Source organism: Arthrobacter ginsengisoli, from assembly GCF_031456935.1.
Taxonomy (GTDB): Bacteria; Actinomycetota; Actinomycetes; order Actinomycetales; family Micrococcaceae; genus Arthrobacter; species Arthrobacter ginsengisoli.
The window spans coordinates 14,926-28,477 of sequence record NZ_JAVDVQ010000015.1; the positions used below are offsets into that span (position 1 = coordinate 14,926).

General features: G+C 68.9%; 9 protein-coding genes. 6 read left to right on the forward strand and 3 right to left on the reverse strand.

All coding sequences use genetic code 11. The features are described from left to right. Nucleotides 1-66 precede the first annotated feature (66 nt). Both J2X01_RS15715 and J2X01_RS15720 read left to right on the forward strand, forming a co-directional pair. On the forward strand, nt 67-1,371 hold the full coding sequence (locus J2X01_RS15715; RefSeq protein ID WP_374724983.1) for a thiolase family protein: 1,305 nt from the start codon (nt 67-69) through the stop codon (nt 1,369-1,371). Further along, nucleotides 1,368-3,548 carry a 3-hydroxyacyl-CoA dehydrogenase NAD-binding domain-containing protein gene (locus J2X01_RS15720; protein ID WP_310059374.1) on the forward strand — a complete coding sequence of 727 codons (2,181 nt, stop codon included), beginning with the start codon at nt 1,368-1,370 and terminating at the stop codon, nt 3,546-3,548. Before J2X01_RS15715 ends, J2X01_RS15720 begins: the two co-directional genes overlap by 4 nt. A gap of 39 nt (nt 3,549-3,587) precedes the next feature. On the opposite strand, the gene J2X01_RS15725 is transcribed toward J2X01_RS15720, so the two are convergent. The 3 genes from J2X01_RS15725 to J2X01_RS15735 all read right to left on the reverse strand — a co-directional run bounded on the left by J2X01_RS15725 (nt 3,588) and on the right by J2X01_RS15735 (nt 7,145). Beyond that, nucleotides 3,588-4,676, reverse strand: coding sequence for a nucleoside hydrolase (locus tag J2X01_RS15725; protein ID WP_310059376.1), 1,089 nt, complete (start codon nt 4,674-4,676; stop codon nt 3,588-3,590). Then, nucleotides 4,677-5,654, reverse strand: a complete 978-nt coding sequence (locus J2X01_RS15730) for an aldo/keto reductase (RefSeq protein ID WP_310059378.1) — start codon at nt 5,652-5,654, stop codon at nt 4,677-4,679. Between the two features lie 141 nt (nt 5,655-5,795). After that, a complete protein-coding gene (locus J2X01_RS15735; RefSeq protein ID WP_310059380.1) occupies nt 5,796-7,145 on the reverse strand; it encodes an MFS transporter in 1,350 nt (449 codons plus the stop codon). Between the two features lie 167 nt (nt 7,146-7,312). Here J2X01_RS15735 and J2X01_RS15740 point away from each other — a divergent pair, with 167 nt between their 5' ends. From J2X01_RS15740 to J2X01_RS15755, 4 genes are all read left to right on the forward strand, one after another. After that, a complete protein-coding gene (locus tag J2X01_RS15740) occupies nt 7,313-8,146 on the forward strand; it encodes a PaaX family transcriptional regulator (RefSeq protein WP_310059383.1) in 834 nt (277 codons plus the stop codon). Nucleotides 8,147-8,235: 89 nt separating this feature from the next. After that, on the forward strand, nt 8,236-9,810 hold the full coding sequence (locus J2X01_RS15745) for an FAD-dependent monooxygenase (RefSeq protein ID WP_310059384.1): 1,575 nt from the start codon (nt 8,236-8,238) through the stop codon (nt 9,808-9,810). After that, nucleotides 9,803-11,839 (forward strand): acetate--CoA ligase family protein, encoded by a 2,037-nt coding sequence (locus J2X01_RS15750; RefSeq protein WP_310059386.1) that lies wholly within the window; start codon nt 9,803-9,805, stop codon nt 11,837-11,839. Before J2X01_RS15745 ends, J2X01_RS15750 begins: the two co-directional genes overlap by 8 nt. Beyond that, nucleotides 11,836-13,509, forward strand: a complete 1,674-nt coding sequence (locus J2X01_RS15755; protein ID WP_310059388.1) for a (2,3-dihydroxybenzoyl)adenylate synthase — start codon at nt 11,836-11,838, stop codon at nt 13,507-13,509. The genes J2X01_RS15750 and J2X01_RS15755 overlap by 4 nt, the downstream gene beginning before the upstream one ends. Nucleotides 13,510-13,552: the final 43 nt, after the last annotated feature.

The window sequence follows — 13,552 nt, forward strand, 5'->3', positions numbered from 1 at the left end:
TTTGCGCCCAGGGCACGGATCCGGCACCCATGTCTCGATGAGGAGTAACACGTGAGCCAGCCCAGCATCAGCGGACAACCCAGCGGCGCAAAGCCGAGCATCGGAGGAAACAGGACCATCCGCGAGGTCGTTTTCGTCGACGGCGTCCGCACCCCCTTCGGCCGCGCCGGCGAGAAGGGCATCTACGCGGGAACGCGGGCCGATGACCTCGTGGTCAAGTGCATCCGCGAACTGATGCGCCGCAACCCGTCCCTGCCCGCCGAACGCATCGACGAGGTGGCCATTGCGGCGACGACGCAAACCGGCGACCAGGGCCTGACGATCGGCCGCACCGCCGCCCTGCTGGCCGGACTGCCGCGCACCGTGCCGGGTTTCGCGATCGACCGGATGTGCGCCGGCGCCATGACGGCCGTGACCACCACGGCGAGCGGCATCGGCTTCGGCGCCTACGACGTCGTGATCGCCGGTGGCGTGGAACACATGGGCAACCACCCGATGGGCGCAGGCTCCGACCCCAACCCGCGCTTCATGTCCGAACGGATCGTGGACCCGGCCGCCCTGAACATGGGCAGCACCGCGGAGAACCTGCACGACCGCTTCCCCGCCATCACCAGGGACCGCACCGACGCCTTCGCTGTCGCCTCGCAGGACAAACTGGCCGCCGCCTATGCCAGGGGCCAGATCCAGCCGGACCTGGTGCCGGTCGCGACGATGAAACCGGGCCGGGGCTGGACCGTCAACAGTCTGGATGAGCCGCCGCGGCCGGGGACCTCGCTTGAGGACCTCGCCGCGCTCAAGACCCCGTTCCGCGCCCATGGCCGGGTGACGGCCGGCAACGCTGCCGGCCTCAACGACGGCGCCACGGCGGCCCTGCTGGCGTCCGCCGACGCCGCCGAGGAACTTGGCCTGCCGGTCAAGATGCGCCTGGTCAGCTACGCCTTCGCCGGCGTCGAACCCGAAGTCATGGGCATCGGACCGGTCCCGGCCACCGAAAAGGCCCTCAGGAACGCCGGACTCGGCATCGGGGACATCGGCCTCTTCGAAATCAACGAGGCTTTTGCCGTGCAGGTGCTCAGCTTCCTGGACCACTTCGGCATCGCCGACGACGACCCCCGGGTCAACCGTTACGGCGGCGCGATCGCCGTCGGGCACCCCCTTGCCTCCTCCGGCGTGCGGCTGATGAACCAGCTGGCCCGCCAGTTTGAGGAGGACCACTCGGTCCGCTTCGGCATGACCACGATGTGCGTCGGCCTGGGCATGGGCGCCACAGTGATCTGGGAGAACCCGCACCATGCCGGTTACGGCACCTCCTTCGAGCCGGCCGCCGCCACGGGCACCGCCACCACTACCGAGACTGGAGCAGCCGCATGAGCGCCGCCGATTTCCGTAAACTTGCCGATCTCTTCCCGGACGAGACGGTCACCCACTCCTACGTCCAGGACATTCCGCTGCCGGCGGTCGATGGCAGGAGCCCCGGCGTGTTCGCCTTGGTCACGCTGGACAACGGCCTGGACCACGCCAGGCCCACGACCCTGGGTCCCAACACCCTTGTCGAGCTCGGCACCGTCCTGGAAGGACTCAAGGCCCGCGCCGCCCGCGGCGAGATCGCGGGCGTGGGCGTCACCGGCAAACCCTACTTCCTCGTCGCCGGCGCCGATCTGTCCACGGTCAAGTCCATCAGCGGCCGCGAACACGGGCTCTGGATGGCCCAGTTGGGTCACGACGTCTACGGCACGCTGGCGGACCTGGGTGTGCCGAGCTTCGCGTTCATCAACGGCCTCGCCCTGGGCGGCGGGCTGGAAATCGCGCTGCAGTCCACCTACCGCACGGTATCCACCGGCGCCGGCGCGCTGGCCCTGCCCGAAGCCTTCCTCGGACTCATCCCGGGCTGGGGCGGCGTGTACATCCTGCCGCGGCTGATCGGCCCGGAAAACGCCGTCAAGGTGATGATTGAAAATCCGCTGAGCAACAACCGCTCGCTCGCCGGGCCCCAGGCGTTCCAGCTCGGAGTGGCGGACGCCATGTTTGAGCCGGCCGACTTCGTCGAGCAGTCCGTCGCCTGGGCCGCGCAGGTCATCGCCGGCGCCGTGACCCCGGAACGCGCCAACGCCGTCGACCCCGCTGCCCCACAGGTCGCGGCCCGCTGGGCCGCCGCCGTCGCCACGGGCAGGGCCTTCGTGGAGGCCAAGACCTCCAACGCCTCCCCCGCCCCGGCCAAGGTCCTCGACGTGATGGAAGCCAACCGGACACTGACCCAGGCGCAGGCCGCGGAGCTGGAATGCGAGACCCTCGCAGACCTGATGCAGACCGAGGAGTTCCGCTCCACCGTCTACGCCTTCCTCGACCTCGTGCAGCGCCGGTCCAAGCGCCCCGCCGGCGCCCCGGACCGCGCGCTCGCCCGCCCGGTGACGAAGATCGGCGTCGTGGGCGCCGGGCTGATGGCGAGCCAGCTCGCCCTGCTCTTCGCCCGCCAGCTCATGGTGCCCGTGGTGCTGACTGATATCGACCAGGCCCGCGTGGACAAGGGTGTGGGCTACGTGCACGCCGAGGTGGACAAGCTGTTGCAGAAGGGCCGCATCAGCCCAGACGCCGCCAACCGGACCCGGGCGCTGGTCACCGGATCTGTCTCCAAGGAAGCCTTCGCCGACGCCGACTTCGTCATCGAAGCGGTGTTCGAGGAGCTCAACATCAAGAAGCAGGTCTTCAAGGAGGTCGAGGCGATCGTTTCACCCGAGTGCATCCTTGCCACCAACACCTCCTCGCTGTCCGTCACCGCCATGGCCGCAGACCTGGAGCATCCGGAGCGCCTGGTCGGGTTTCACTTCTTCAACCCCGTTGCCGTGATGCCCCTGCTGGAGATCGTCCGCGCCCCGAAGACCGACGACGCCGTACTGGCCACCGCGTTCGAGCTCGCCAAGGGGCTCAAGAAGTCCGCCGTGCTAGTCAAGGACGCCCCGGCGTTCGTGGTCAACCGCCTCCTGCTGCGCCTGATGGGCGAGGTGACGGCGGCGTTCGATGAGGGCACCCCCGCGGACGTGGCCGACAATTCGCTGCGCCCGATGGGCCTGCCGATGACCCCGTTTGTCCTCGGCGCGATGGTGGGACTGCCGGTCGCCCAGCACGTCCAGGAATCCCTGCATGCTGCGTTCCCGGACCGCTTCACCGTCTCGCGGAACCTGCAGAAGCTCCTCGATCACGGCGTGACATCCATCTGGGCCACGCAGAACGGGGCAACGGAAAAGGGACCGGACGGTAAGCCGTTCATCCCCGCCGAAACGCTGGCACTGATGACCTTCGGCAACACCCCCTCGACCGCAGGGGAAGTGCTGCGCCGCACCCAGGATGCCCTGGCCGAGGAAATCGGACTCATGCTGGACGAGGGCGTGGTGGCCGGTCCCGAGGACATCGACCTCTGCATGATCCTCGGCGCGGGCTGGCCAATGTTCCTCGGCGGCATCACCCCGTATCTGGACCGGGTGGGCGCCTCCGAGCGGGTCAACGGCAGGAAGTTCCTGGCGCCCGGGGTGGCGTCCGAACCGGCCGCCTGAACACCCCATATTGGCCCCTGCCGCAGGGCCGCCCGCACCCTATCCCGGGGCGGGCGGCCCGGCGGACATACTCCGCCGGGCCAGCGCACCCACAGAGGAAATCAGCTCCTCGAAGCATTGCTCCGGGTTGTTGGAGGCGACGATCCGGGCGTTGGGCGGCAGGCCCCAGAGACCGCGGAAGTCAGCGACGGTCGTGCCGATCAGCAGGGGCGAGCCGGTTTCGACGTCGACGGTTGCCAGGCGCGCGGTGAACGGCGTGCGCCCGACGGCGGCGCAGGCCGCGAAGGCGTCATGCATGTGTGCCACATAGCCCTGCCCGTGGAGCCGGTGGAACTCCATGTAGAACCGGATCGCGTCGGACAGGCAGGCCACAAGCGGGCTGGCCGAGGTGCTGCGGAGGCCATCCGGCTGCTCCGGCAGGACCAGTTCCGGCCCGGCCCCGGCGGCCTCGCCCAGGCGCCGGAGGTGCAGCGGCAGCAGCTCGATCCGCTCGGTCGTCTCCAGCGCGCACAGCAGCGGCAGCTTGTCCGCCGGCAGGCCGCGGTACGCGGCGAAGACTTCCCGGGCCGCGTGCGGGTCCACCGAGACGTTCCATTCCGCCGTCGGGGTGGTGTTGCCCTGGTAGTTGAAGCTTCCGCCCATAATCACGAGGCCCTTGAGCAGCCGCGGCAGCTCCGGCTCGCGGCGCAGGGCCAGGGCGAAGTTGGTCAGCGGGCCGGTGACCAGCCCGGTGATCTCCCCCGGATGCGCCCGGACCTCCTCCACCCAGACGTCGACGGCGTGGCGCGGCGAGATCCGCCGGGCGGGCGCCGGCAGGACGGCGTAGCCGATCCCCTGCGGCCCGTGCGTTTCCTTGGTGGTGACCAGCGGAATTTCCAGCGGCGCCTCGGCGCCGATGGCCACCTCGACGCCCGGCCGGCCGCACAACTGAAGCAGTGCCAGGTTGTTGAGCGCGACCTGGCGGGCGCCCACGTTACCGGCCGTGCACGTGATGGCCTGGAGGTGGACCTCCGGCCGGGACAGCAGGTAGACGAGGGCCAGCGCGTCGTCAATCCCGGTATCGACGTCCATCAGGATGGTCTGCGGCGGTGCTGGCACCCCGGGACGGTCCATCTGGCGACGGTCCATCTAGAACAGCGCGACTTTCGGTATGCGCGGGAAGATCTCGTCGAGTTCCGCACGTTCCGCGGCGCTGGGCAGCCAGGCGACGGCCGCGGCATTCTGCCGGACCTGTTCGGGCCGGGTGGCGCCGGCAATGACGCTGCTGACCGAGGGCTGCGCCGCGAGCCAGGAGAACGCCACCTGGATCTCGTTCAGGCCCCGCTCTGCGGCGAACGCGCTGAAGGCAGCCAGTTGCTCCCAGTCGGCGTCATGGACCAGGTTGGTGCGCGTGTGGCTGAGGCGGGAGCCCTCGGGCGCGGTGTCCCTGGCGTATTTGCCGGTCAGCAGGCCGTTGGCGAGCGGGAAGTAGGGCAGCACGCCCAGGCCGTAGGCTTCGGCGGCCGGCGTGACCTCGAGTTCGGCCCGGCGGTCCAGCAGGTTGTAGTGGTTCTGGCTGGAGATGAAGCGTGCTCCGCCGCGGGCGCGGGCCACGAATTCGGCCTCGGCGATCTGCCAGCCGGCGCGGTTGGAATGACCGACGTAGCGGACCTTGCCGCTGGTGACGAGCTCGTCGAGGGCAGCGAGGGTCTCCTCGATCGGGGTGAGCGGGTCCGGGGTGTGGAACTGGTAGAGGTCGATCCAGTCAGTCCCGAGCCGTCGCAGTGACGCTTCCGCGGCCCTGATGATGTAGCGGCGGGAACCGCGGGCGCCGAAGTCATTGCCGTTGGTCCCGCGCATGTCCATGCCGAACTTCGTGGCGACGACGGCGTCGTCGCGGCGTCCCTGCAGGGCCTTGCCCAGCATCGTCTCGCTGAGGCCCGGTTCCCGGCCGTAGCTGTCGGCGACGTCGAAGAACGTAATGCCGGCGTCCAGGGCCGCGTGCACGACGGCGTCGGTCCCCTGCTGCGACTCGGTCGCAGTACTGGCCCGGCCCAGGTTGTTGCAGCCCAGCCCGACGACGGAGACAGTCAGTCCGGAATTTCCGATGCGGCGGTATTCAGTCATGGGGTTCAGCCTATATCGGCCGACAGCGGCTGCCGGGCAGGGTCCGCGCCCGCCGTGGCCGGGCACGGGGCTGCCCCCGTCACCGCTTTGGCGGCGACGGGGGCAGGTGCCGTACGAAGGCGACCGGGTCGCCCGCGGGGGTCAGCCCACCGGCTCGACGACGGCAGCCGTGGCGTCCGTGACGGCGGCAACGGGTTCGCCCGCCCTGGCTGCCGGTACGGCGAGGACGGCGACGACGCCGACGGCTGCGGCGATGGCCCAGATGGAGAAGTTGACGAAGTTGCCCAGCGATGCCGCGACCAGGATGCCGCCGCCGGAGATGGCGAGGACGGCGCCGATCCGTCCCACGCCCAGCGTGATTCCGAGGGCTGTCGCACGGGTGGCTGCGGAATAGTAGGTCGCCACGTAGCCGTTGATCAGGATCTGCGCGCCGACGGAACCAAAGCCGACCACAGCCACCAGCAAGTACATCGCCGGAAGCGGCGCGATTCCCGAGCCCATGACCAGCAGCGCGGTGCCGGAGCAGACGAAGGAAACGGCGGTGATGACCCGGGGCCCGAACTTGTCCGCCAGCCGGGAGGAGACGATGACGCCGACGACGGCCCCGACGTTCACGGTCAGCAGGAAGCTCAGCGAGGAGGCGAGGGAGTAGTTGGCGAGCACCATCAACTGCGGGAGCCAGGTGTTCAGGCCGTACACGAGGATCTGGCCGCAGATCCCGGCCAGCGAGAACAGCACCGTGGCGGCCAGCACCCGGCCGGTCAGCAGGGTACGGAACCGGCCGCGCTCCTTGGCCCGGGCGCTGGCGGCCGCGGCGGGCGCCAGCGGTTCCAGGCCGTAGTCGGCGATGAGCTCCTCGGCCTCGGCACGCCGGCCCCGGGCGGCCAGGAACGCCGGAGACTCCGGAAGGAATTTGAACAGGAACGGCAGGACAATGATCAGCGGAAGGCCACCGATGGCGAGCATGCCGCGGAACCCGATGGACGACAGCAGGGCCAGCGCCAGCAGTGCCGCCATGATGCCGCCCACGGCGTAGCCGGAGAACATCAGGGCGTTGTTGAAGTTGCGGCGGTGGGACTTGGAGAACTCAACGGTCAGGGCAATCGCCGTCGGAATGACGCCGCCGAGGCCGAGCCCGGCGAGGAAGCGGAAGATGCCGAACAGCTCCGGGGTGGGCGCCCACGCGGTGAGCAGCATCAGCAGCGAGAAGAAGGCGATGGAGCCCATCAGGACCCGTCGGCGGCCCAGGATGTCCGTGAGGTAGCCGATCAGGATGGCGCCGATGAACATTCCCGCCAGCGCGTAGCTGCCGATGGCGCCGGTCTGAACCGGGGTCAGGCCCCAGTCCTGGTAGGCGAGCAGCTTGGGGACGATCGCCCCGTAGACCACGAGGTCATAGCCGTCAAAAACAATGGCGACGAAGCACAGGAAGATGACAGCGGCCGCGGATTTCCGGGGCCGGGATACAGCGGTCGGGGCTTGACCAAGCATGAAAACTCCAAGCGGTTACGCCACAGCTTCGTGGCGGCTGATGGGTGCGGGAGAGGAAACCAGGAGGTTTGATGGGCGTGTGATGCAACCCACAATTCAATGTAACATAGTCTTGTTGTGCGTCAAGATACTTGTTACATCTCAATTCTTGCTTCCCAGGAGTCCACATGGCGGAGACCCCGCGTTCACTCGTCCTGAACCTTTTCGGGGACTATCTCCGCTATGCCGGCGGCGAGGTCAAACTCGGCGAACTGACCGAACTCATGACCGCATTCGGCCTGGAACCGGCCACCATCAGGGTCAGCATGTCACGGCTCAGGAAGGAAGGCTGGTTCTCCACCCGCAAGGAGGGCCGGGAGACGGTATACACCCTCAGCGGCCACATGCTGGAAGTGCTCACCCAGGGCCGGGCGCGGATCTTCCGCCGCCGGGAGGACCCCTGGTCCGGCCGCTGGACCATGGTGATCTACCAGGTGCCGGAGTCCGAGCGGGCCGTCCGCGAAGCGCTGCGCAAGCAGCTGGCGTGGATTGGTTTCGGACAGCTCTCCCCCTCGACCTGGCTGGCCCCGCACGACCTCTCGCTCGAGGCCAAGGAGCTCGCCGCACGGCATGAGTGCGCGCGGGTTGACGTTCTCTGGTGCGGCTCGGATGACGCCGACGCGGCCAAGGACCTGGCCCGGCGGTGCTGGGACCTTGAAACCCTTGGCCGGGACTACCGCAACTTCCTCGCCACCTATGGACATCTGGACAATGCGCGCGGCAACCTCACCAAGGACGGCCGCCAGGCCCTTGTGGAACGCACCCGCCTTGTCAACGATTTCCGCCGCTTCCCCTTCCGGGATCCCGAACTGCCGGAGCAGCTCCAGCCGGAGAGCTGGCCGGCACCGGCGGCATTCAGCCTGTTCCGCCGCGTCCACGAACAACTCGGCCTGCAGGCCAACGCCTACGTGGCGGACCTGATCGGAAGGCCGGTCCACCCGGGCACCCCGCTTCATGTGTAACAAAAGCTTGACGTTCCACATTTTTTAGCAACATAATGGTTCCGGGACGTGGCACACGTCCTCCCCCAAATCTCCAGAAGGTGGCATCGATGGCACTTCGCGTAGCCTGCATTGGCGGCGGTCCCGGCGGACTGTTCTTCTCAACTTTGTTCAAGCAGACCGTTCCCGACGCCGAGGTCGTGCTCTTTGAGCGCAACCAGGCCACGGACGCCTTCGGCTTCGGCGTTGTCTTTTCCGACGCAACGCTGCGCCGGATCAACGACGCGGATCCTGTCGTGCTGAACGGTCTCCGTGACTACGGCACGCACTGGGACGATATCGAGGTCTGGCTCAAAGGCGAGCGGAAGTCCTTTACCGGCAACGGCATGGCAGCCATCAACCGCAAGACGCTGCTTCAGCTGATGCAGGACCGGGCAACGGACGCCGGTGTCGACCTGCGCTTCGGCGAGTACGTGCCCGACCTGGCCGCGCTCGAAGGATTTGACGTGATCGTCGGCGCGGACGGCGCAAACTCCTCCACCCGCGAGCAGCTGGGTGACAGCCTGGGCCACACCGCCGAAACCGCCACCGCCAAGTTCATCTGGTTCGGCACAAGCCACAGGTTCAAGGGCATGACCTTTGTCCACCGCAAGAGCGAGTTCGGCAACTTTGCTGTCCATGGCTACCCGATCAGCGATGAGCTCAGCACCTTCATCGTCGAAACCGATGAAGAGACCTGGCGCCGCGCCGGACTCGACGAATTCGACGTCAGCCAGCCTCCGGGGCCCTCCGATCTGAAGACCCAGCGGTTCCTGGAGAAACTCTTCGCCGAAGACATCGCAGGCGAGCCGCTCGTGGCCAACAACTCCCGCTGGGCCAATTTCCGCACCCGCCGCACCCGCTCCTGGCACAAGGGCAACGTGGTCCTGCTCGGCGATGCCGTCCACACCGCGCACTTCTCCGTCGGTTCCGGCACGAAGATGGCGATGGAGGATGCCATCTCCCTGGTTCGCGAGATTGCGGACCACCAGGACGACCTCGAGCTGGCCTTCAGCAACTACGAGGCCGAGCGCCAGCCGCAGGTGGCCAAGATCCAGAACCAGGCCCGCGGCGGCCTGAGCTGGTGGGAACACTTCGCCCGGTACTACGACTCCTTCGACCCCACCCAGTTCACTTTCCACTTCTTCTCCCGCAGCATCGACATCGACAAGATCCGCCAGCGCGACGCGGGCCTCGTTGCGGCCGTCGAGGCTGACTGGCTCCAGCGCCATGGCTCCGAGCCGCTTGACACGCCGCTGGCCGCAGGAAACGTCCGGTTCAGCGGACGGCTGCTGTCCCTGCGCAACTACGGCGGACACCCGGCCCTGAGCGGCCCGGGCGGCAGCATCGCGCTGACCACCGACCCGGCCGCCGCCGGCGGCAACACCGGCCTGCTCGTCACCGCGCCCGACACCGAGGACGGCCTCGCAGCTTCCTTCCGGGAACTGCCGGCCCGTGCCGCCGCCATCGTCATCCAGGGCGGAACCCCGTTCACCCGTACCCTCCTGTCCGAGGAGGTTCGGCTCGGCCGGGGCCTCACGAGCGTGGTGGTGGACGACCGCGGCGCCGTCTCCGCCCTGACCCAGGTGCTGTCCGGCCGGACGGACGCCGTCGCGACCGTGGCCCAGGAGGATTCCGATGCATAGCCTGGCCCCGCTCTTCGCGCCCCGCGGCATCCTCGTTGTTGGCGCCTCAGCCAGCCCGGACAAACTCGGCGCTGTGATGGCCCAGTCCCTCGCCAGCTACCCGGCGCCCCTGGCGCTGGTGAACAGCCGCGGCGAGAACGGCATGCACACCAGCATTGCCGATGCAGCAGCCACCATCCCCGGCGGACCGGACCTGGCCGTACTGTGCGTGCCGGCCGCCGCCACCGCCCAGGCGCTGCGCGACAGCGCCGCCGCGGGGGCCACAGCCGCCCTCGTCTGTGCCGGCGGCTTCGCCGAAGCCGGCGGCCCGGGACTGGAGTTCGCCCGCCAGGTCGAGGATGCCGTCCGGGACACCGGAATCCGGCTGCTCGGCCCCAACACGTCCGGGTTTTTCGTGCCGCACCGGAGCCTGCGCGCCAGTTTCGTTCCCGGCGTCGCCGCGCTGGAACCCGGCCCGGTCGCCGTCGTGGCAGCCAGCGGCGGTGTCAACCACGTCCTGGCCTTCCATCTGCAGCGGGCCGGGGTGGGCGTCAGCCTCGCCGTGGGCATCGGCGCCGGCGTGGACATCAGCGCGCCCGATGTACTGGAGTACCTGATCTCCGATCCGCACACCAAGGCAGTTGCCCTGCACCTGGAAACCGTCGCCGACGGCCCGGCGCTTGTCGACGCGGTGGCCCGGCTGAGTGCGGTCAAACCGGTGGTCGCACTGGTGGTCGGCCGCAACGATGTTTCCGAGTTTGCCCAGTCGCATACCGGCGCCCTGGCCACGTCGTGGCGCACCACGAGGGCGGTCCTGAAGCAGGCCGGCGCGGTGATCGTTGACGACGAACACCAGCTGGTTGCCGCAGTGACGGCCCTCGCCGGACGCCGCCTGACTCCCGCCGCCGATCCCGGCGTCGGGCTCATCACCGGGCAGGCCGGCCCCGGACTGCTGATCGCCGACGCGCTGCACAGCGCCGGTGTGGCCCTGCCCCGCCTGGACAGGAACAGCCAGGAGGCCATCGGCGCGCTGCTGCCGCCGCTGACCTTCCAGGCCAACCCCGTGGACACCGGCCGCCCCGGCCCCGGCTACGAGAAGATCGTGGCGGCCGTGGCCGCTGACCCTGCCATCGACGTCGTCGCCGTCTACGGGCTGACCGAACCCGTCGCCGACCTTCCGGCGTCCGTGGCGGCTTCCGGCGCTGCCGGGACCCTGCCGATCGTGATCGGTGTGGACGGCCCGGACAGCGACCTTGAGCGCGCCGCGAAGTCTGCCCGGCAGTACGGCCTGCCCCTGATCAGCGGACCGACGGCACTCGCTCACGGCATCACCGCCCTGGTTAACGACGCACGCGGGCAGTTCCAGCGGGCGCAGGCGCCCGCCGGGTCCTTCGCGTGGCCGGAACTGCACGGACCATGGGATGAGGTCCGGTCCAAGGAACTCCTCGGCGCGCTGGGGATCGCCACGCCGCCGCGACGGCGCTGCGAAAGCCGCACCGCTGCCCACGAGGCGCTCGCTGACCTGGGCGGTCCGGTGGCGGTCAAGCTGCTCGACGCCACCGTGCTGCACAAGACAGACATTGGCGGCGTCTTCCTCGGCGTCGAGTCCCCCGCCGCCCTGGACCGTGCGCTCGACGGACTCGAAGCCGCCGGGGCCCGCGAATTCCTGATCGAATCAATGGCTCCATCCGGCGTCGATCTGGTGGTCGGCGCACGCCGCGACCCGGTCTTCGGCCCGATCATCGTCCTGGGCCTGGGCGGGACCGCCGCTGAAGTTTTCGCCGACATCTCCATCCGCTCCGCGCCCCTGTCCGTCCGCGGAGCCGAGGGTATGCCCGGCGAGCTGCAGGCCCGTGAACTGCTCTACGGCTTCCGCTCCGGACCCGTGCTGCAAACCACCGAACTGGCCGTAATCCTGGCCCGGCTCGGTGACGCTTTGTGCTCCAATGAGGAGATAGCCGAAATCGAAATCAACCCCCTGCGCCTGACCCGTAACGGTCTCCTGGCGCTCGATGCAGTCGTGATCAATGTCGAGGAGGACATTCAATGACCAGCCACACAAGTGCGGGCACCGTCGCCTGGCCGGACGACCTCGCGGCCGGGTTCCGCCGCAAGGGCTACTGGGAAGACCGCCCGCTGGGCAGTCTGCTGCTCGACGCCGCGGACCGGCTGCCGGAGAAGACCGCCGTCGTCGACGGCGACGTGCGGCTGAGCTACGCCGGACTCGCCAACCGGGTGGATGCCGCCGCCGGACGGCTGCTGCAACTGGGCCTGAAGGCCGACGACCGGATCATGGTCCAGCTGCCCAACGGCTGGCAGTTCACCGTGCTCACGCTGGCCTGCTTCAGGGCCGGCATCATCCCGGTGATGGCCCTCCCGGCCCACCGCAGGTACGAGCTTTCCTTCCTGACCGAGCTCTCCGAGGCCCGGGCCATCGCCGTTCCGGACGCCATCAAGGACTTTGACCACCAGGCCCTGGCCGAGGAACTTGCCGCCGCGGTCCCCACACTGGATGTCATCCTGGTGTCCGGAGCAGCGAACACCGGCAACACCCGGCTCGAGGACATCCTCGCCCCGGGAACAGAGGTGGCGGCTGCCCGCGCCCGGCTGGATGCGGCCGCCCCGTCAGCGGACAGCCCGGCCCTGTTCCTTCTCTCCGGCGGCACCACGGGCCTGCCCAAACTCATCACCCGGACGCACAACGACTACGCCTACAACATCAGGGAAACCTCCCGCGTCACGGCCGTCACCGAAGACACCGTCTACCTTGGCACGCTGCCGGCAAGCCACAATTTCCCGCTGGCCTGCCCCGGCATCCTCGGCATCCTGTACGCCGGCGGCCGCGTCGTGATGCTGCCCAGCCCCGAACCGCGAAAGGCGTTCGCCACCATTGAAGCCGAACAGGTCACGCTGTCCACTGCGGTGCCCGCCGTCGCCCAGCGCTGGATCGAACACCAGCAGGAGACCGGATCCGGGCAGCTCGCCAGCCTCCAGGTGCTGCAGGTCGGCGGCTCCCGCCTGCCGGACGAAATCGCACGCAAGGTGAAGCCCGTCCTGGGTGCCACCCTGCAGCAGGTCTTCGGCATGGCGGAGGGGCTGATCAACTCGACCCGGCTGGACGATCCGGAGGAGGTCATCTGCACGACCCAGGGCCGCCCCGTCTCCGAGGCTGACGAGGTCCGGATCGTGGACGAGGCCGGCATGGACCTTCCCGACGGCGTTCCCGGCTCCATCCTGACCCGCGGACCGTACACGCCGCGGGGATACTACCGTGCACCGGAAGCCAATACCCGCGCCTTCACCCCCGACGGGTGGTACGCCAGCGGCGACATCGTCGAACGCCGTCCGGACGGGAACCTGATCGTGCAGGGACGCGACAAGGACATGATCAACCGCGGCGGGGAGAAAATCTCGGCGGAGGAAATCGAAAGCCTGGTCTACCGGATCGAGGATGTCACCATGGCGGCCGCGGTCTCCATGCCGGACCCCACCCTTGGCGAACGCCTGTGCCTGTACATCACGGTGAAGCCCGGGAGCGAAGTCACCCTGCAAATCATCCAGCAGCTCCTGCGGGAGACCGGCGTGGCAGCCTTCAAGATCCCGGAGCGCCTTGTGGTGGTCGATGAGCTGCCCGTCACCAAGGTCGGAAAGATCAACAAGAAGGACCTGCGGGCCGACATTGCCCGGCGCCTTGCCGGCGCCGGGGTCAACGCCGGCTGACCCGGGAGCCGCCCCGGCGTCCCGCCGGCCGGTGCCCACCGAC

What these genes read in the sequence shown, in the direction of transcription:
- J2X01_RS15755 (WP_310059388.1), top strand. Translation starts at nt 11,836, where the DNA reads ATGACCAGCCACACAAGTGCGGGCACCGTCGCCTGGCCGGACGACCTC.
- J2X01_RS15730 (WP_310059378.1), bottom strand. Translation starts at nt 5,654, where the DNA reads ATGACTGAATACCGCCGCATCGGAAATTCCGGACTGACTGTCTCCGTC.
- J2X01_RS15735 (WP_310059380.1), bottom strand. Translation starts at nt 7,145, where the DNA reads ATGCTTGGTCAAGCCCCGACCGCTGTATCCCGGCCCCGGAAATCCGCG.
- J2X01_RS15740 (WP_310059383.1), top strand. Translation starts at nt 7,313, where the DNA reads ATGGCGGAGACCCCGCGTTCACTCGTCCTGAACCTTTTCGGGGACTAT.
- J2X01_RS15750 (WP_310059386.1), top strand. Translation starts at nt 9,803, where the DNA reads ATGCATAGCCTGGCCCCGCTCTTCGCGCCCCGCGGCATCCTCGTTGTT.
- J2X01_RS15720 (WP_310059374.1), top strand. Translation starts at nt 1,368, where the DNA reads ATGAGCGCCGCCGATTTCCGTAAACTTGCCGATCTCTTCCCGGACGAG.
- J2X01_RS15745 (WP_310059384.1), top strand. Translation starts at nt 8,236, where the DNA reads ATGGCACTTCGCGTAGCCTGCATTGGCGGCGGTCCCGGCGGACTGTTC.
- J2X01_RS15725 (WP_310059376.1), bottom strand. Translation starts at nt 4,676, where the DNA reads ATGGACCGTCGCCAGATGGACCGTCCCGGGGTGCCAGCACCGCCGCAG.